The organism is Xanthomonas sp. PPL134 (assembly GCF_040595915.1).
Lineage (GTDB): Bacteria > Pseudomonadota > Gammaproteobacteria > Xanthomonadales > Xanthomonadaceae > Xanthomonas_A > Xanthomonas_A indica.
On sequence record NZ_JAMDLL010000019.1, the window covers coordinates 16,148 to 33,833 of the forward strand.

The 17,686-nt window shown below is 65.9% G+C and carries 16 protein-coding genes and 1 pseudogene; 8 read left to right on the top strand and 9 right to left on the bottom strand.

Annotated elements, in window-relative coordinates:
• Nucleotides 1-29 precede the first annotated feature (29 nt).
• From folE to M3U25_RS19400, 3 genes are all read right to left on the bottom strand, one after another.
• A complete protein-coding gene (folE, locus tag M3U25_RS19390; protein WP_242161470.1) occupies nucleotides 30-629 on the bottom strand; it encodes a GTP cyclohydrolase I FolE in 600 nt (199 codons plus the stop codon).
• Nucleotides 630-786: 157 nt separating this feature from the next.
• Entirely contained in the window at nucleotides 787-2,136 is a 1,350-nt protein-coding gene (locus M3U25_RS19395; RefSeq protein WP_355503547.1) for an MFS transporter, read from the bottom strand.
• Between the two features lie 96 nt (nucleotides 2,137-2,232).
• Nucleotides 2,233-2,778 carry a YdeI/OmpD-associated family protein gene (locus tag M3U25_RS19400; RefSeq protein WP_355503549.1) on the bottom strand — a complete coding sequence of 182 codons (546 nt, stop codon included), beginning with the start codon at nucleotides 2,776-2,778 and terminating at the stop codon, nucleotides 2,233-2,235.
• 334 nt (nucleotides 2,779-3,112) lie between these two features.
• Between M3U25_RS19400 and M3U25_RS19405 the strand changes: the two genes are divergently transcribed.
• The 4 genes from M3U25_RS19405 to M3U25_RS19420 all read left to right on the top strand — a co-directional run bounded on the left by M3U25_RS19405 (nucleotide 3,113) and on the right by M3U25_RS19420 (nucleotide 9,490).
• Nucleotides 3,113-5,221 (top strand): methyl-accepting chemotaxis protein, encoded by a 2,109-nt coding sequence (locus M3U25_RS19405; protein WP_355503551.1) that lies wholly within the window; start codon nucleotides 3,113-3,115, stop codon nucleotides 5,219-5,221.
• 246 nt (nucleotides 5,222-5,467) lie between these two features.
• Nucleotides 5,468-6,373 carry a type II toxin-antitoxin system RelE/ParE family toxin gene (locus tag M3U25_RS19410; protein ID WP_355503553.1) on the top strand — a complete coding sequence of 302 codons (906 nt, stop codon included), beginning with the start codon at nucleotides 5,468-5,470 and terminating at the stop codon, nucleotides 6,371-6,373.
• An 801-nt stretch (nucleotides 6,374-7,174) separates the two neighbouring features.
• On the top strand, nucleotides 7,175-7,630 hold the full coding sequence (locus tag M3U25_RS19415) for a hypothetical protein (protein WP_355503555.1): 456 nt from the start codon (nucleotides 7,175-7,177) through the stop codon (nucleotides 7,628-7,630).
• 597 nt (nucleotides 7,631-8,227) lie between these two features.
• Nucleotides 8,228-9,490 carry a lipase family protein gene (locus tag M3U25_RS19420; protein ID WP_355503557.1) on the top strand — a complete coding sequence of 421 codons (1,263 nt, stop codon included), beginning with the start codon at nucleotides 8,228-8,230 and terminating at the stop codon, nucleotides 9,488-9,490.
• A 302-nt stretch (nucleotides 9,491-9,792) separates the two neighbouring features.
• Here M3U25_RS19420 and M3U25_RS19425 read toward each other — a convergent pair whose 3' ends face one another.
• On the bottom strand, nucleotides 9,793-10,497 hold the full coding sequence (locus M3U25_RS19425) for a DUF2306 domain-containing protein (protein ID WP_355503559.1): 705 nt from the start codon (nucleotides 10,495-10,497) through the stop codon (nucleotides 9,793-9,795).
• Nucleotides 10,498-10,771: 274 nt separating this feature from the next.
• Here M3U25_RS19425 and M3U25_RS19430 point away from each other — a divergent pair, with 274 nt between their 5' ends.
• Together M3U25_RS19430 and M3U25_RS19435 are read left to right on the top strand one after the other, a co-directional pair.
• On the top strand, nucleotides 10,772-11,602 hold the full coding sequence (locus tag M3U25_RS19430; RefSeq protein WP_355503561.1) for a restriction endonuclease: 831 nt from the start codon (nucleotides 10,772-10,774) through the stop codon (nucleotides 11,600-11,602).
• A gap of 78 nt (nucleotides 11,603-11,680) precedes the next feature.
• A complete protein-coding gene (locus tag M3U25_RS19435; protein ID WP_355503563.1) occupies nucleotides 11,681-13,483 on the top strand; it encodes an AAA family ATPase in 1,803 nt (600 codons plus the stop codon).
• 125 nt (nucleotides 13,484-13,608) lie between these two features.
• Here the strand turns inward: M3U25_RS19435 and M3U25_RS19440 are convergent, their stop codons facing one another.
• The 3 genes and pseudogenes from M3U25_RS19440 to M3U25_RS19450 form a co-directional block, all read right to left on the bottom strand.
• Complete coding sequence (locus tag M3U25_RS19440) at nucleotides 13,609-13,980, bottom strand: type II toxin-antitoxin system RelE/ParE family toxin (protein WP_355503565.1); 372 nt, start codon at nucleotides 13,978-13,980, stop codon at nucleotides 13,609-13,611.
• A gap of 3 nt (nucleotides 13,981-13,983) precedes the next feature.
• Nucleotides 13,984-14,307: a type II toxin-antitoxin system Phd/YefM family antitoxin gene (locus M3U25_RS19445; RefSeq protein WP_355503596.1), complete on the bottom strand. Its 324-nt coding sequence runs from the start codon at nucleotides 14,305-14,307 to the stop codon at nucleotides 13,984-13,986.
• Between the two features lie 27 nt (nucleotides 14,308-14,334).
• Nucleotides 14,335-14,616 (bottom strand): annotated as a pseudogene (locus M3U25_RS19450) (HigA family addiction module antitoxin); the annotation flags it as partial.
• A gap of 254 nt (nucleotides 14,617-14,870) precedes the next feature.
• Between M3U25_RS19450 and M3U25_RS19455 the strand changes: the two are divergent.
• The gene (locus M3U25_RS19455) at nucleotides 14,871-15,203 is read left to right on the top strand and encodes a hypothetical protein (RefSeq protein ID WP_019797267.1); all 333 of its coding nucleotides are present in this window, start codon (nucleotides 14,871-14,873) and stop codon (nucleotides 15,201-15,203) included.
• A gap of 224 nt (nucleotides 15,204-15,427) precedes the next feature.
• Here M3U25_RS19455 and M3U25_RS19460 read toward each other — a convergent pair whose 3' ends face one another.
• Nucleotides 15,428-15,994 carry a helix-turn-helix domain-containing protein gene (locus tag M3U25_RS19460; RefSeq protein WP_355503568.1) on the bottom strand — a complete coding sequence of 189 codons (567 nt, stop codon included), beginning with the start codon at nucleotides 15,992-15,994 and terminating at the stop codon, nucleotides 15,428-15,430.
• Between the two features lie 85 nt (nucleotides 15,995-16,079).
• Between M3U25_RS19460 and M3U25_RS19465 the strand changes: the two genes are divergently transcribed.
• On the top strand, nucleotides 16,080-16,823 hold the full coding sequence (locus M3U25_RS19465; protein ID WP_355503570.1) for an SDR family oxidoreductase: 744 nt from the start codon (nucleotides 16,080-16,082) through the stop codon (nucleotides 16,821-16,823).
• Nucleotides 16,824-16,876: 53 nt separating this feature from the next.
• Here the strand turns inward: M3U25_RS19465 and M3U25_RS19470 are convergent, their stop codons facing one another.
• Entirely contained in the window at nucleotides 16,877-17,674 is a 798-nt protein-coding gene (locus M3U25_RS19470; protein WP_355503572.1) for a hypothetical protein, read from the bottom strand.
• Between the last annotated feature and the right edge of the window lie 12 nt (nucleotides 17,675-17,686).

Here is a 17,686-nt window from a genome sequence, read left to right on the forward strand (position 1 = left end):
GGAACCGACCGCCACCGCATCGGCAAGACTCAGCGCGCCCGCTCGATGAAGCGCAGGAACTCGGCGCGGGTACGCGCGTCCTCGCGGAAGGTGCCGAGCATCTTCGAGGTGACCATGCTGACGCCGCGCTTGTGGATGCCGCGGGTGGTCATGCACTCGTGCGCGCCTTCCACCACCACGCCCACGCCCAGCGGCTGCAGCACGTCCTGGATGCACTGGGCGATCTGCGCGGTCATCTTCTCCTGCACCTGGAAGCGCCGCGCATAGGCCTCGACCACGCGCGCCAGCTTGCTGATGCCCACCACCTTGCCGCGCGGCAGGTAGCCGACGTGGACCTTGCCGATGATCGGCGCCATGTGGTGTTCGCAGTGGCTTTCGTACTCGATGTCGCGCAGCACGATCAGCTCGTCATAGCCGGCCACTTCCTCGAAGGTGCGCAGCAGGTACTCGCGCGGGTCGGCGCGGTAGCCGCTGAACCAGTCGCCGTAGGCCTCGGCCACGCGCCGCGGGGTATCCAGCAGGCCCTCGCGGCTGGGGTCCTCGCCGGCCCAGCGCAGCAGGGTGCGCACCGCGTCTTCGGCCTGCGCCTGGGTTACCGGGGGAGTGGAGCTGTTGTCTGAATCGGCCATGGGGGAACGCCCGTGAGGGGGCTGCATGGTACCCGAGTCGCCTCGCAGCCGCCGCATCGCGGCGCCCGCGTGGCAGGGCGACCCGGCCGGAGCCGGGCACGCCGTTCAGCGTCCGCCCGCGCCACGCCCGGGCACCGCCCGGGTCACCCCGCGCCGCTCAGCGCCGGCGTGCGTGCATCTCGCCTTCGTGGTCCAGCCAGTTGCTGCCCTTGTTGGTCAGGAAGAACACATACACCAGCAGCGACACCGCGATCACCGCCGTGGCGTACCAGACGAAGGTGGTGACGTGGCCGGTCTTCAACGAGGCCTGGTACAGCAGCGGCGCGGTCCCGCCGAAGGCCGAATTGGCCAGCGCATAGCCCAGGCCCACGCCCAGCGCGCGGATGTGGGTGGGGAACAGCTCGGCCTTCACCACCGCATTGATCGAGGTGTAGCCGGTGAGGATGACGAAGCCGGCGGTGAGAATGGCGAACGCGCTCAGCCAGTCGCTCTGCCTGGGCAGCTCCAGCACCAGGAACCAGGTGTAGAGCACGCCGCCGATGCCGAAGAACACCAGCAGGGTCTTGCGCCCGATGATGTCCGACAGCCAGCCGCCCACCGGCTGCATCAGCATCAGCACGATCAGCGCGACCAGGTTGATGATGGTGCCGGCCATCACGTCGTCGCCGGCGAAGGCGGTCTGGATCATCTTCGGCCCGGTCACCGAGTAGGTGTAGAAGGCCACGGTGCCGCCGGCGGTGATCAGGAAGCACAGCAGCAGCGGGCGCCACTGGTGCACGAACAGCTCGCGCAGCGAGCCGGAGGACGTGTCCTTGCCCTGCTTGGCCGCGGCGATGGATTCGGAGGTCAGCGACTCGTCCATCGTGCGCCGCAGCCAGAACACCACCAGCGCGCCGACGCCGCCCAGGCCGAAGGCCACGCGCCAGCCCCACTCGGAAATCTGCCCCTTGTCGAAGAAGTGCAGCATCCCGAACAGCACCGCCTGCGCCAGCACATGGCCGCCGACCAGGGTGACGTAGTGGAAGGAGGACAGAAAGCCGCGCCGCCCCGGGATCGCCGCCTCGGACATGTAGGTGGCGCTGGTGCCGTACTCGCCGCCGGTGGCGAAGCCCTGCAGCAGGCGCGCCAGCAGCAGCACCACCGCCGCGGCGCCGCCGATGCTGGCCACGGTGGGCGTCACCGCGATCAGGAACGAACAAGCCGCCATCACCGACACCGACACCGTCAGCGCCAGGCGGCGGCCGTAACGGTCGGCGAAGCGGCCAAAGTACCAGGCGCCGATCGGGCGCATCAGGAAGGTCACCGCGAAGATCGCCCACACGTACAACGTGGCGTTCTTGTCCTCCTTGGAGAAGAACTGCGACTCGAAGTAGGTGGCGAACACCGAGTAGACGTAGACGTCGTACCACTCCACCAGGTTGCCGGCCGAGCCCTTGAGCGTGTTGGACACCGAGCGGCGCAGGCTGCCCGGTGCGGCGGCGGCGGACGAAGAGGTGGATGCACTCATGCGGTGGGCCTCATGGATGGAGGGCACGGAGTATAGGCAGGCGCTTGCGAGGATCCTGTCGCGACGGCGGCCACGCCAGGCGTGCGCGCCATGCCCTCATTGCGCCTGTGGCGCGGAGAAGGCCTTGCTGTACATGCCCGACCGATCGAAGCAGCAGACCCGCCGCTTGCCCGCGGCGAGCATGTCGCAGCTGCTGGCGATGCGCCTGGCCCGCGTCGGCGCCTGCTTGCCCGTGCCGATCCAGAAGATCCAGTCGCGCCGCGCTACCGCGGTCAGCGTGTCCCAGGCCGCGCGCGCCGGCGGATGCGCGGCCAGCGCGCGCGCCAGGTCCTCGGGCACGGCCGGTTCCGGTTCCACCGCTACCGGCGCGATCGCCAGCGTTACCGTGGCGCCGGGGTCCACGCCCGCGGCCGCGCGTAAGGCCGGCTCCACGCGCAACCAGTGGCCGCCGTGGCCGTCCGGCTGCAGCGTGGCCTGGAACGGATGCCCGGCGAACAGGCCCTCCACGCTGGCCAGGCCGCGCGTCGGCAGGGCGGCGCTGGCCGCCGCGGGCAACAGCAGGAAACACCAGGGCGCATCCGGCGGCACCGCCGGACGCAGCAAGGTCGCCTGGAAGCGGATCGGGTCGGCGGCACCGGTCATGCGCGGACCATAGCACCGGGCAAGGGCCGGGCCATGCTGCACTGCGCGCGGCGGTGTGGCGGCGCGATCCGCGCCGAGCCGATCGCCGCCACGCCGCATCCTGCCTGACGTGGGCAGGGCCAACGCCGCGGCAGGCACTACCGCGTCACGTTCCCCGCACCGCGCCGCCGGCGCCATGGCCCCATCCCTTCAGATCGCCTCGGCATCGCCGCTATCCATGCGCCGGCCCGGGGGCCCTGCGCCATGCGCGCGTCACGCGGGCGCAGGCAACCTGCCTGCCCGTCCGCCGTCACCCACCGTCGATCCCTCTTCCCTCCCCCATTCCCCCGATCCCATGCACGTCTTCTCGCATCTGCGCATCGGCCAGCGCCTCGCGCTCGGCTTCCTCACCCTCATCGTGCTGATGGTCCTGCTCACCGTGGTCGGCATCCAGCGCGTGCACAGCATCGACCGGCGGCTGACCGCAATCAACGAGGTCAACAGCGTCAAGCAGCGCTACGCGATCAACTTCCGCGGCAGCGTGCACGACCGCGCCATCGCCCTGCGCGACGTGGTGCTGCTGGACGACCCGGCCAGCCGCCAGGCGACCGAGCAGACCATCGACAAGCTGGCCGGCGACTATGCGCGCGCCGCGCAGCCGCTCGACGCCCTGCTCGCCGCCTCCAGCGATGCCCAGGAGAACGCCATCCTGCAGCGGATCCAAGGCATCGAAGCGCGCACCATGCCGCTGATCGCACAGGTGCGCCAGTTGCGCGATGCCGGCGACACCGTGCAGGCGCAGGCGCTGCTGCTGCAGCAGGCGCGCCCGGCCTTCGTCGACTGGCTGGCCAGCATCAACGCCTTCATTGACCTGCAGGAAGCCAAGAACCGCCAGGCCGCCAAGGAGGCGATGGACACCGCGCGCGGCTTCGCGCTGCTGATGATCGGCTGCACCGTGCTGGCGCTGCTGCTGGGCACGCTGATCGCGCTGTTGCTTACCCGCCGCGTGGTCCGGCCGCTGCGGCAGGCGCTGGGCCTGGCCGAGCGCATCGGTGCCGGCGACCTGAGCAGCCCGGACATCGCCACCACCCACGACGAGGCCGGGCAGTTGCTGCGCGCCATGCAGCAGATGCAGCGGCGCCTGCACGAGGTGATTTCCGCGCAGCGCGAGATGGCCGCGCGCCACGACGCCGGCGCCATCAGCTACCGCATGGACGCGCAGCGCTTCCCCGGCGAGTACGGGCGCATGGTCGCCGACACCAATGCGCTGGTGGATGCGCACGTGCAGACCCAGCTGCGCATCACCGAGGTGATGGGCCGCTACGCCATCGGCGACCTCAGCCAGGACATCGCCCACTACCCCGGCGAGAAAGCCGCGATCACCGCGGCGATGCAGCAGGTCAAGCAGAACCTGCACGCCATCAACGTGCAGATCCAGACCCTGGCCGAAGCCGCGTGCGCCGGCAACTTCGCCCACCGCGGCCAGCCGGAGCAGTTCGAGCACGCCTTCCGCACCATGGTCGAGAACCTCGACACCATGATGGCCACCGCCGACGCCAACCTGGGCAAGTTCTCGGCGCTGCTGCGCTGCATCGCCGACGGCGACCTCACCGTGCGCATGCGCGGCAACTTCCACGGCGTGTTCGCGGCCATGCGCGACGACGCCAACAGCACCGTGCACCGCCTCACCGACATCGTCGCGCACATCCAGCGCACCACCAACAGCATCGGCTTCGCCGCCGAGGACATCGCCAGCGGCAACCAGGAGCTGGCCAAGCGCAGCGAGCAGCAGGCGGCCAGCCTGGAAGAGACCGCCGCCTCGATGGAGGAGCTGACGTCCACGGTGAAGCAGAACGCCGAGCACGCCCAGCGCGCCAACCAGCTGGCGCTGGGCGCGGCCGGCGTGGCCAGCGAAGGCCGCGACGTGGTCGGCCAGGTGGTGGAGACCATGACCGGCATCCAGGCCGCCTCCAAGCGCATCGCCGACATCATCGCGGTGATCGACGGCATCGCCTTCCAGACCAACATCCTCGCCCTCAACGCCGCGGTGGAAGCCGCGCGTGCCGGCGAGCAGGGCAAGGGCTTCGCGGTGGTGGCCGCCGAGGTCGGCACGCTCGCGCACCGCTCGGCCGGCGCCGCCAAGGAGATCAAGACCCTGATCGACGACTCGGTGCAACGTGTGGCCCACGGCGCCACGCTGGTGCACCAGGCCGGTGCCACCATGGACCAGGTGGTGGCCAGCGTGCAGCACGTCACCGACCTCATGGGGCAGATCTCCGCCGCCTCGCACGAGCAGGCCAACGGCATCGCCCAGGTCAACCAGACCATCGCGCGCATGGACGAGACCACCCAGCAGAACGTGGCGCTGGTGGAAGAGGCCAGCACCGCGGCGCGCTCGCTGGAGGAGCAGTCGGCGCAGCTGACCCAGGCGGTGGAAGTGTTCAAGGTGGGCGCCTACGTCTGATCCTGGTGCCCGGTGCCGCGCCGCGCGTGGCACCGGGCGCGCCCCTGCCGGCAGCGGATGACGCACGGGCACCTGCCGAACGCCCGCCGGCCGCGCGGCGGGTGAACGCCAGGTGTCGGCCGATGCCGGCCATTGCAGCGGCTGCCATGGCCGGCGCGGGCGCAGGCGGTACGATGGCGGCCTCCCACGTTTGTCCCCTCCCCGGAACCGCATGAAGGCTGGCTCCCCCGACGCCGCCGCGACGGCATGAGCCGCGCGCCCAACCGCGCGCCCGCCGCGGCCGAGACCCGCAGCGAACGCTGGCAGCGCTGGATCGCCTGGCTGCTCAGCGCACTGCTGCACGTGCTGATGGCGCTCGCCCTGCTGTATGCGGCCAAGCCCACCATGTCCACGCCGCAGGGCGCGGCTGGCGGCAGCCGCATCCGCGTGGACTTCCTCAGCGAAAGCGACAAGCCGGTGAAGCCGCTGCCGCCCAAGCCCAGTCCGCCGCCGGCGTCCGCCGCGCCCAAGCACGCGCGGGCCACCACCACCGTGCAATCCACCCTGGTCGCGCAGTCCGACGACCCGGTGCCCCCGCCCGATCGTGCCGACACGCCGAAAGCGGCCGACACCCCGCGGCCGGCCCCGGTGCGGCAGCCACGCCCGGCGCCGCCGGCCCCCACCCCGCCCGCGGATGCCCCGGCGCCGAGTCCGGCGCAGACCGCCGACAGCAGTCCGCCGCCGCCGACCGAGCGGCGCCCGGAGACCTGGACCGGGCGCCCGCCCGGCGCGCTCGACACCGACACCGCGCCCGACAACAGCGGCCTGGCAGCCGGCCCCGGCAGCCGCGGCAACCGCCACGACATGGACGCGGCCCAACCCAGCCTGGAGGTCGGCGGCTACCTGGTCTATTACGACCTGGGCAGCGAGAGCCAGCTGCGCACCTGGCAGCAGCAGGGCATGAAAGAGATGTTCATCCTGCTGCCCGGCACCGAGTACCGCATGGTCTGCCCGCTGGAGATCGCCCTGACCCGCGGCTCCGGCAAGTGCCGCGCCCTGCCGCCGGACTCGCCCGAACTCAAGAGCATCGGCGACGCCCGCCAGGTCATCACCATGCTGCAGGTCTACCACCAGGGCGAACTGGTCTGGCGCGGGCCGGGGCCGTATCGCTGAGCCGGCGTGCGCGGGCTGTCGGTGCGTCCACCTTCGTGCAGTCGGGACTGAAGTCCCTCCCACAAGGAGCGACCATCTGTCAGCACTGCCTGCAGCACTCCCACAGCAGACAAGCATTCCGCCTCCGTACAAGCACTCCGCCTCCGTAGGAGCGGCTTCAGCCGCGACCAGCGAAGTCACCGCCGCAACCGACCTCAGTGCAGTCGGGACTGAAGTCCCTCCCACAAGGGGTGACCATCTGTCAGCATTGCCGGCAGCATTCCCACAGCAGACAAGCGTTCCACCTCCGTACAAGCACTCCGCCTCCGTAGAAGCGGCTTCAGCCGCGACAAGCGAAGCCATCGGCACAGCCGGCCTCTTTGCAGTCGGGACTGAAGTCCCTCCCACAACAGCATTTACCAACGTTCAGCGCTGTTGCGCAGCACTTGCACAGGCGACACGGATTGCCCCCTTGTAGGAGCGGCTTCAGCCGCGACGAGTGAAGCCATCGGCGCATGCGATCGCATTGCAGTCAGGACCGGATCCCCCACAAAACAATGGCCACCGTGCTACGGCACCTGTTTGCACATCAGACCAGCAATTGGCCGACCGTCGGAGCGGTTTCAGCCGCGACCCGGACGATGCGAAGCGAAGGCCGCATCAACCCCCGCTCCGTGCAACACCACCCCACACCCTCACGCCCGCTTTGCATTCGCCGCAGGCCGCATTGCTAGAGTCGGCCCGCGCCGCCGCGGCCGCCTGTCCCCCGCTTTACAGCCACCGCCCGGCCCGGCGTCTTTCCTCCATTGAAGGAGTCTCGACATGCCCTGGAAATTCCCCCTCGCACCGCTCGCCCTCGCCGCCGCCGCCCTGCCCGCGCTGGCCCAGTCCGACCGGCAGGTGGCTGAGGACGTGCTGACCCGCTCGGCCAACGTCTGCCCCGGCCACAGCACCGAGCGCACGGCGCCGACGGTGAAGGCCGTGCCGGTGGGCGCACTGCGGGTGATGCTCGACCGCGGCCTGGTGCTATGCCCGGACCGGCGCCTGGACGCCGACGCGCCGGCCGTGTTCTACGGCAGGCTCGGCGTGTTCGCCTGGAACCCCGAGGTCGCCGCCGGCTCCAGCGTGATCGTCAAACAGATCGACGCGATGACCCGCAAGGACGAGTACCCGTCCGACACCCTGGTGTGGGACGCCAAGGGCACGCCGCTGAAGCAGCGCACGGTGCCGGCGTTCGAGCCCAAGCCCGGTGCCACCGTGCTGTACCAGGTGCGCTGACACGCAGCCGCGGGCCCGCGCCCGCGGCCCCGCCACGGCGACCGCAGCCGGCGCGATCCCGCAGGATCCGCCGGCTTTTTGTTGCGTGCGCCCTCTCCGACGACCGCGCTAGCAACGAACCTGGCGCGCCGTGACCTGCTCGCCATCGACGGTGTCCTGCTGCTGTCCCGGCAGCGTCCGCTCCGCGCCCGGCCGCGGACAACCATCGACACGGCACACACGATGATTGCGTATCGCGTCCTGATTATCTTAAAACCACGACTATTTACTTCTGAAAAGTCAGATTCAGAAACGTAGACAAATGCCTGTGTCGTGCACGCGACCTGCCGGAACCGCCGAATTCGGCCGGATTCCAGCGACATCATGCGGATTTTTGATTCTTTCCTTTTCGCCATTGTGGCGCACTGCACGCCGCGATACCGATGCATCGCTGGGTTTTCCAGCGCGATGTGTCGCGCAATGCCGTCGCGTGCAACGCGAATCAATACCGTGGATAAACATTATCTCGTCGTGTCGCAAAAATAATGCGAACGACATAGTAGCGTCTGCGCCCTCCCCCACCCCCGGGCGACCGGGCATCATTGCGAGGATGTTTCCATGGCCACACAGCGGAATCGGCTGGCGCTGCGCGCACTTTCCCTCATCGGCATCGCGGGCGCGTTGTTGCCCATCGCCGCCACGGCGGCACCGGCACGCGGCACCGTGCTCAACAGCAATGTCCTGACCAGCTATACCCGCCAGGCGATCGGCACGCTGCTGGCCAACGACCAATCCCCCGACCAGGCCAAGTGCGACGTGCGCGTGGCCGAGTTCACCTACGCCACCATCGGCGTCAATGGCGAACCCACCACCGCCTCGGCCGCGCTGCTGGTGCCGGGCGGCAGCCAGTGCCCCGGGCCGTACCCGCTGGTGAGCTACAGCCAGGGCACCGAGTCGCAGCGTCGCGCCGAACAGGCCAAGGAGATCCGCGACGCCAAGGGCGACGAGACCATGGTCACCCACCTCGCCACCCAGGGCTACGTGGTGGTGAGCAGCGACTACCTGGGCATCGGCCGCTCCACCTATGCATTCCACCCCTACCTGCACGCCGCGTCCGAGGCCAGCGCCACCATCGATGCCCTGCGCGCCGCGCGCCAGGTGCTGCAGCGGCTCAACACCCCGCTGTCGGGCAAGGTCATGCTGACCGGCTACTCGCAGGGCGGGCATGCCGCCATGGCCACCCAGCGCGAGATCGAAGCGCACCTGTCCAACGAGTTCAACCTGGTCGCCAGCGCGCCGATCTCCGGCCCGTACGCACTCAGCCAGACCTTCCGCGACAGCTGGAGCGGCCACAACGCCGTGGGCGAGAACACCTTCGGCATCGTGCTGGCCAGCTACGCCATCATCGGCATGCAGCGCACCTACAAGAACATCTACCTCGACCCGTCGCAGGTATTCCAGGATCCCTGGGCCAAGCAGGTGGAGGCACTGTTCCCCGGCAACCAGAGCCTGACCGACCTGGTGCTCGGCGACACCTTGCCGGGTGTGGACAAGATCCGCCAGTACTTCCAGCCCGGCTTCTACAAGGACTTCGCCAGCAACGCCAACGATCCGTTCCTGCGCGACCTGGAGCGCAACGACCTGCTCGACTGGGCGCCGCGCACCCCGACCCTGCTGTGCGGCTCGGACAACGACGCCACCGTACCGATGAAGAACGCCACCACCGCCGTCGCCGCGTTCAAGGCCCGCGGCAGCAACCAGGCGACCGTGCTCGACCTGGGCACCGGCAAGCCCAGCGACAACAGCGCGCTGGAACACCTGTTCACCAAAGAAGCCTGCACCATCGCCGTGCGCCAGCAACTGTTCGACAAGCTTCGCTGAGGTCGCGGCGGACGACAGCGCAGGCGCACTCCTCCCCCGGCGCCTGCGAACGTCCGTCCCGCTGGCTGCCACGCCTGGGCGCAGGCGTGGCGGCGTTTTTCTGTGTGGTGCGAGCCGCGCACGTGCCGGCGTCCCGCGGCGAGGTTGGCGGCGGCGATGACGGCGCGTTGTGCTTGGCGACGCCAAAGCAGAGACGCCGACGCTGGGGCCACAACTGACTCGGACATCCGCATCAACGCAGATCGGCGAGGCGAGGCCAGCGCCCGAGTCGCAAGCCGGCGCATCGTCCCCCACGCCCGTCATCACCCCGTGCCGAGACCGGCGCCGCGCAGCAGCATCGACCCCTGCTTGCGCCGATCCCGCGCATCGGCGACCGCCCGGCCTACGCCATACACCGACAACGGCACCACCCAGCTCGCCCACAGCAGCAGCGCGATCAAGCCCGGCGACGGCGCCAGGCCCAGGCTGATTGCCGACGGCAGCGCCAAGCGGAACACCACCGGTGCCAGCGTCGCCAGATAAGCGCGCACCATCCAGCGCTGGTGCCGCAGCACCTGTCCGCGCCAGATCGCCATCAGCCCCACCGACCCGGTGACCAGCCACGCCAGCGCCGTGGCCGCGAACGCCACCCGGATCGCAGGCGGCGCCGGCGACGTCGCGATCAGGCCGACCGCCCCGACCATCGCCACCACCATCCCCGCGAAATACACCCGCCCCACCCAACGATGCAGCCGCGGCCAGCGCCGCCACCGCTGCGTCGCGAACTGCAGCGCCCCCAGCAACAGGCCGACCGCCCCGCCACCGAGATGGCACCACAGCCACCCGCGGCGGGTCAGGAACATCGCATAGGCCGGCGACTGCAGCGAGGCGTACTTCAGATACACCGAGTGCACGAACTCCGTGGCGAACAGGGCCAGGGCGAGCCAGAGCAGCCACCAGGCCAGGCGTACGGCTCGGCGGATGCGCGGTGGCGGCCCGAGTTTGGGCCTCGTCGGCTCGCTGTTCATTCCCTGCCCCACGCTGCACCGGACCCTCGGCAGCGCGACGCTAGCATGGACGTCTTAGCTCTACGGGAGGATGCGACGAGCGGCGGGCGGGCATGTCAGCGAGCGCGCAGTGGCAAGCGCCGCATGGCGGATCGACGCAGGCGGCCCGGGGCCAGCTACGAAACCGACGCTGCAGCCGATAGAGGGAATCACGTCTCGATTTGTAGACGACGCAGTTAACAGTACAGACATCGCCCGCGCACAGGACTATGGTCGATCCAGGGACGGGGGTCGCATGGGACGCAAACGGGGAAAGACAGGACTCGACGCACTGGCGGCGTTGCCGTGGCCGTTGGGGATCGCGGCCGGGATCGCCGGCTTCCTCGCCGCGCGCGACGGTATCCCCTGGTGGTTCTCCCGCCACGACGGCGCGCTGTCGCAGGCCATCGCCCAGCAAGCGGAAGGCGCATTGGCTCCCCTGGCGTGGATCCTGCTGCTGCTCTGCTGGATCGCAGCGCTCGCCTCGTTCCTCAAGGCGCGGCATCGCCGCCGCCTGCTGGACACCCGCACCACCCTGGAAAGCCTGGCCGCCGGCGGCTGGCGCCAGTTCGAACTCGTGGTCGGCGAAGCCTTCCGCCGCCAAGGCTACGCGGTAGAAGAAACCGGCCTCGGCGGTGCCGACGGCGGCATCGACCTGATACTGCGTAAGGATGGCCGCCGCACGCTGGTGCAATGCAAGCAATGGAAGCGGCAGCAGGTCGGCGTCAGCGTCGTGCGCGAGATGTTTGGATTGATGGCGCATCACCAAGCCGATGCGGTGAAGATTGTTTGTGTGGGCAGCTATACGAATGATGCGGAACGGTTTGTACGTGGCAAGGCGATTCAATTGATCAGCGGTGCACAGATGATTCAGATAGTTCGGGCAGCACGGCAGCAGGCGGCCGAACCATCCACTCCTTTACCTTCACTGCGTATTGCGCAAGCACTCATGGCTAAGCCGATCATGGCCGCAGTGGAGCCCTATTGTGAGCGCTGCGGTAGCACGCTGGTGCAACGAACAAACAAGCGCACCGGAGAGATATTTCTTGGCTGCAGCCAGTTCCCGCACTGCAGGACTATACGTTAACGCTCTGAGTCGCTTGGGAGTGAAATTGGCTCCACCTTTTCTTTTTCCACTGTCTACCTCCAGCCCAACAGGTTGATTATGAAACTAATTACAGCGATCGAGATAGCATACTTCCGATCGATATACAAAGAATCACTAAATGACCTCAAAGATATAACAATCCTCTTTGGAAGGAATGACTCTGGAAAAAGCAATTTTCTCAGAGCTCTTAACTTATTTTTTGAATCTCAAACCAACCCAGGAACGCCATTTAATTTTTCCACAGACTTTAATCTAGCAAGAAGAAGCGAGACTGATATAAGTAAAGGCGCCCGAAAGTTCGCGTACATAAAGATATGGTTCATCGCCCCCAGTAGCTGGAAGAATTCTCTTGGAGAAGTTTTTTGGGTTAAGAAGCAGTGGAGCACACTTAATCAAGAGGAGCCGAACCTAGAAAGTTCCGTCGCACAGAACAAACGGCACTATCTCACAAGATTTCTCAACAACGTCAGATTTCATTATATCCCAGCGATCAAAGACAGGAGAATTTTTGAGCATCTTCTCGGTAATGTTTACAGCATTCTTTCGAACAAAGCGAGCTTCAGAGAATCTTTAGGTCCTTTTTCCAATGCAATTCGAGACGAAACTGAAAATCTCAGCGATTACCTAAAGTCCACCCTCAATCTAGATAGCGTCATAGCCCCTCCTACAGACCTAACCAATCTCTTTAAATCGCTCGATTTCGGCACAACCGACGAGCATGGAGATATATTTTCTCTTACGACGCAGAGGGGCGACGGAATACAAGTTAGGCACATTCCTGCCGTCTTAAACTTCCTCTCCGACCACGGCAAAGAAGACTACCATGTTTGGGGCTTCGAAGAGCCAGAGAACTCGCTTGAACTTGCTAGCGCCATTGAAGAAGCAGACGAGTTCAAGAAATATGGGAATAGCTCAAAAAAGCAAATTTTCGTAACCAGCCACAGTCCTGCATTTTTCAGGCAACAGAGCCCTGACATCAAGAGATTCTTTATCTTTAAGAGAATACCTGAAAATCTCAACAAGCCTTGCTCCTCTGTACTTGAGATAAGTGGTTTGGAGCCTGGAAGCCTGCCTGGTGAGCTCATGGGTGAAACCCCACATCTAGCCATCATGGGCGCACACCTAGAGGAGGTATCCAAGCAAATTGAAAAATTAAAATCTGACGAAGCTGATCTAACGCGTCAAATGGAAGCAGCCGCAGCACCAATACTATTTGTAGAGGGTGCGTCAGATGCAAGATTGATGGAACATGCTTGGAGTATTTTCGCCAAAGATGTGGCAGCCCCATCTATCCAGTCTTGCCAAGGAACCACGAAAATGGAGAGCTTAGCAAGTGATGGGTTGGTTCTTAATAGCCTTGTTCCGGGAAGAAAAATATATGTCCTTGTAGATAATGATAGAGACGGCCGAGACCTAAGAAAAGACGGAAAACTTACCGATAGAGGTGGAGTTTGGAAACAACACAATTCTAACAGAACATTCTGGTGTCGACTTGCTGCAAATGATGAATTCATCTCTCTAATGTCCTCAAAAGGAATCCCTGCGCAGAGTTGGCCGGCAACTCTTGAGAATATTTTCCCAGCAAGCACTCGAATTCGTGCGGAGAACAATTATAAAAGATCACCCACGCCATTCAAAGAATTGTTAGATACGTCCATTTTTCCTAAAATTGCCGGATCTTTACAAGACGATAGCGAAGAAAGCTACTATTTTTTGGCTCCAACTCCCGAAAGTAAGGATCTATTTGTGGACTGGCTCATAGAGCAGTCTCAGCAAGATCCTGATTTATTGGAGCCGGTGAGGTCGGTAATCGAGGGCTTAAAGGACCTAATCATTAAATCAGCACAAGGCGCAGAGTAGGAGCACAGGGTCGGAGGCTATTCATACAGACTATGCTCCCCGCCTAAGTGCTCGCCTCAGCAACGTACTGAGTCGTGGATGATCAAGATCGCGGAAACAGTAAGCGGAGTGCACTATTTGCATCCTCACCCACAGCTCCACAGCCCAGCGAGATCGAACGAAAGCTGTCGGTGGTGGCGAATGGAGAGCAGATACACGGTGGCGGATGCCTCCACCGCCGTGTACATCGTCAGGTAGTCGCCGTGCAGGTAGATGCGCAACGCATCTGGGGCTCCCGCCGGCAATGCGGCCAGTTGCGCCAGCGCCTCGGCCGATTGAGGCGGAGTGTCCAGGTAGGACCGGCCGATGCGCGGGAAACGCTGCAGGTTCGGGATCACGGTCGCCCGCAATTCGGCGAGCAGGTCATCGAAGGCCGCAGCGGCATCGGCGTCCAGCAGAAACGTTTCGGTCGCGTCGGGGCTCGCGAGGAAGCTCTCCGTCAGTTCGACGCGATGCAACGGTCAACCCCGCTTCTTGGCCGCGCGCTTGCCTGGGCTTACTCCGTCGGGTGTCTTGATCGCCGCGCGCCGCCGCTGCAGTTTGCCGATGGCGGCATCGGCATCGACCGTGCGGCCGGCGGCGATGTCGGCCAAGCCGCGCTTCGCATCGTCGAGCAACAGCAGGTGGATCCGCTCGCGCTCGAGCCGGTGGTAGTAGTCCAGCCGGTCGGCGTCGATCAGCGCGACGTGGCTCTCGCCGTTCTTGGTGATGATCTTCTCGGCGCCGGTCTTCGCTTGGTCGGCCAGTTCAGAAAGATTGGCGCGCGCCAGGGTGACAGACTCCACGTTGGTGACGGAAGAACCCCTTGGTACCAGCCGCTTGATCCGCTCCGGAAAGTCACCAAGCAAGCGATGCGCCTCTTCCAGTTCGTAGTCCGCCTGCAGACTCAGCCAAAAGCGTTCGGTCGTGCCCAACGCCGCAGCCAGGCGCACGGCGGTGTCGGCGGTGATGCCTCGCTTGCCCAGCACGATTTCGTTGATCCGGCGCGGCGGCACGCCGGTGACGCGGGCAAGTGCGTTCTGGCTAATGCCCAGCGGGACGAGGAACTCGTCGCGCAGCACGTCGCCAGGATGGATGTTGGGCAAAGAGGCCATGACGGGATGCCTGAATTGGTGGGTCGGCGATGGCGACGTCATCCAGCGACCATAACGGCGCCCGTCATACGACGCAATCCGTTACGGCGCTGCGCAAGGCCCCCCTGCTCAAGTGTTGGAAGCACGCCAATAACGCGACGCGGCGGCGGATTGGGGCGAGCCTGCGCACGATGGGGCACTCCTCCCCACTCTTGACCTCCCATACATCAAACCCACCGCATCCTCGCCCCGATTCCAACACCGGAGGCGGGGACATGACGAAGTGGATGGGGGCGGCGCTGGCCGCGGCGATGCTGGTGACCGGCTGCGCCCGGGTGGAGGGCGAGAAGTTCGTCGGCCACTGGGTCAACGTGGAGTCGAAGGACGACACGATGGACATCGAGCGCAACGGGGAGTCGTTCATGGTGCGCAACACCACGCCGCGCTTCTTCAGCCGCAAGCCCAAGACCGAGAGCTACCCGGCCATCTACAAGGACGGTGTGCTGCAGGTGACCAACGACGGCGAGACAGTGAACTTCGCCATCGACGAGGCCGATGGGCACCTCAATACCGGCAGCGACGAGTACCAGCGGGTTCCTGCCAAGTAAACGCGGCGCCGGCGTGCGTCGTTTCCGATGACACGACGCCTACCGTGAGATCCGCACTGCGGGCCGCGCCAGCGCGGCGCGCAGCACGGTTTCGCTTGCATTCGATGCAGCGCCTGGCGCGCGCGAGTGCGGATATCTGAAGTTCTTGCCGGCTTGCGGATGGGCCTCGCGCATCGCACCGGCAGCATCGCTGAAGCCCTGCCTGCGCGCCGCGGATTCATCGGCTAGGCGCGCGGCGCGGGCGCCGCAATGCCGTCCACGAACAACCCAATCAGGTGCGCAATCCGCGTTTTCGGCGAGCCGAGTTGCTCGGTGCCCAGGGAGGTCGCGGTGGCGACGACCACGAGATCGTCGAACGAAACATCGCGCCGCACGACGCCGCTCTTCTGCGCGCGCCGCAACAGCTGCTGTCCTTCCTTGCTGACGGCCTCACACCCCGGCGTGCCGCTCTGCAGCACCGCGCCGAGCGACGCGGCCAGGCCGCGGTAGACGCTGGTGTGCAGCGCCAAGTCCTCGAGATACGCGCGCAGTGCGGCCAACGCATCGAGCGTGCTGGCGCGCGCGTGGCTGGCCGCGGCCAGCGACAGGAAACGGCCGCTGTAGGCCGCGGCGAACAAGGACTCGCGCGTGGGGAAGCGCCGATAGAGCGTGCCGATGCCCACGCCGGCGCGCTTGGCGACGTCTTCCATCGACGCCTCGGCACCGCGCTCCAGGAACACCTCCTCGGCCGCCGCGAGCAAGCGCTCGCGGTTTCGCTGGGCATCGGCGCGCAGGGGGGTGTCGGTGGTCAACGGGGTGTTCCGAGGCGGCTTGTGGAAACGGAGGCTACCTCCGTATAGTAAGTGGAGCAATCCTCCACTTACCAAGGGAAGCGAGATGGACAAGCGGTTCGAGGGCAAGGTAGTCGCGATCACCGGTGGCACCGACGGCATCGGCCTGGTGACGGCGAAGGCGTTTGCGCAGGAAGGCGCGCAGGTCTACATCACGGGGCGACGGCAGGACCGGCTGGACACCGCGGTGGCGGAGATCGGCGGCGGCGCGGTGGGCGTGCAGGGCGATGTCGGCGTTCCCGAGGACATGGATCGGCTCTATGCGCGCATCCAGCAGGACCATGGCTGGCTGGATGTGGTGTTCGCCAACGCGGGCGTTTCCGAGTCGGCGGCGCTGGGCGAGATCGACATCGCGCATCTGGAGCGCCTGCTGGCAACCAACATCAAGGGCACGGTCTTCACCGTGCAGAAGGCGCTGCCGCTGATGACCACCGGCGGCGCGGTGATCCTGGCCGGCTCGGTGGCCGGCAGCAAGGGGATCGGCGCGCTCTCCGTGTACAGCGCCACGAAGGCGGCGATCCGCTCCTTCGCGCGCACCTGGACGACCGACCTGAAAAGCCGCGGCATCCGGGTGAACGTGGTGTCGCCCGGCATGGTCCACACGCCGGCCATGCAGACCTATCTGGAAGCCAATGCGGATGCTGAGGCGGCGTTCAAGCAGATGATCCCGTTCGGACGGCTGGGCGATGCGGAGGAAATCGCGGAGGCGGTGCTGTTCCTGGCCTCGGACGCGTCCAGCTTCATCGCCGGGCACGAGCTGTTCGTCGATGGCGGGGTCATGGCCATCTAGCCTGCCTGGGAGCCCGTGGCGGCCAGCACGATCCGGCCGCCTGGTGGATGCCGCTATGGTTCACGAAACGCGGCCCGCCACTGCGGAAACACGGGCCGGTAGTCCACCGCCCATTTCCTGCCGCCAAGTGCGATCGCGCCCTTCTTCTTGCGACGTGCAAGGAAGGCGATCAGTGCCGGCTCTTGCGTGCCCGGCAGGAAGATCGAATAGTCATCGCCACGCTTCAGCGTGGTGGGATCCTCCAGGCCCGGCCAACTGGCCGGCCAGACGATGGAGGCATCGGGGGCATAGCTGTAGTCCCAGAACATGACCTCCAATCGATCGGGAATCCACTTGGTGGCGCTCGCCACGTGGAAGTCGGCGAGATACCGATGCAGGCCGGCGATGTTGGCCGGCAACACGTCGGGCTGCTTCTCGCCTGCGCGGCGCAAGGCGACGCCCGCGGTGGCATGGCCAAGGCCGTGCACCTCGGTCATGAGCTTGCGTCCATCCACATCCAGGAACAGATACGACGTGGGTCGATCTGTCCAATTGGGTCGCAAGTCGATCTTCTTCGGAACCGGTTCCGCGATGAAGCCACGCAGCGTGGCCTCGACGTCGGCCAACTGCGCCGGGCTCAAACGTGCGGTCATGTGGGTGTACGCGCCCGCGTTGGTCTTCTCGACGAAGATGACGCGGCCATCGTCGTAGAGCGCGAACCACGGTGTGTCCGCGCCAATGACCATCGCCCACGGATCGGTGATGAGCAGGACGGCGACCGGACGGGCACTGGCGGGTGCCTGGGTCGCCTCGCCGGCAACGCCAGCGAATGACGCAAGCAAGGCGACGAGCGCGAAGACGATCCTGAGCATGCGGGCTGGACA

Bases quoted from the DNA above. Each gene is read 5' to 3' on its own strand.
- folE (WP_242161470.1), bottom strand. From the start codon at position 629: ATGGCCGATTCAGACAACAGCTCCACTCCCCCGGTAACCCAGGCGCAG.
- M3U25_RS19395 (WP_355503547.1), bottom strand. From the start codon at position 2,136: ATGAGTGCATCCACCTCTTCGTCCGCCGCCGCCGCACCGGGCAGCCTG.
- M3U25_RS19400 (WP_355503549.1), bottom strand. From the start codon at position 2,778: ATGACCGGTGCCGCCGACCCGATCCGCTTCCAGGCGACCTTGCTGCGT.
- M3U25_RS19405 (WP_355503551.1), top strand. From the start codon at position 3,113: ATGCACGTCTTCTCGCATCTGCGCATCGGCCAGCGCCTCGCGCTCGGC.
- M3U25_RS19410 (WP_355503553.1), top strand. From the start codon at position 5,468: ATGAGCCGCGCGCCCAACCGCGCGCCCGCCGCGGCCGAGACCCGCAGC.
- M3U25_RS19415 (WP_355503555.1), top strand. From the start codon at position 7,175: ATGCCCTGGAAATTCCCCCTCGCACCGCTCGCCCTCGCCGCCGCCGCC.
- M3U25_RS19420 (WP_355503557.1), top strand. From the start codon at position 8,228: ATGGCCACACAGCGGAATCGGCTGGCGCTGCGCGCACTTTCCCTCATC.
- M3U25_RS19425 (WP_355503559.1), bottom strand. From the start codon at position 10,497: ATGAACAGCGAGCCGACGAGGCCCAAACTCGGGCCGCCACCGCGCATC.
- M3U25_RS19430 (WP_355503561.1), top strand. From the start codon at position 10,772: ATGGGACGCAAACGGGGAAAGACAGGACTCGACGCACTGGCGGCGTTG.
- M3U25_RS19435 (WP_355503563.1), top strand. From the start codon at position 11,681: ATGAAACTAATTACAGCGATCGAGATAGCATACTTCCGATCGATATAC.
- M3U25_RS19455 (WP_019797267.1), top strand. From the start codon at position 14,871: ATGACGAAGTGGATGGGGGCGGCGCTGGCCGCGGCGATGCTGGTGACC.
- M3U25_RS19465 (WP_355503570.1), top strand. From the start codon at position 16,080: ATGGACAAGCGGTTCGAGGGCAAGGTAGTCGCGATCACCGGTGGCACC.
- M3U25_RS19470 (WP_355503572.1), bottom strand. From the start codon at position 17,674: ATGCTCAGGATCGTCTTCGCGCTCGTCGCCTTGCTTGCGTCATTCGCT.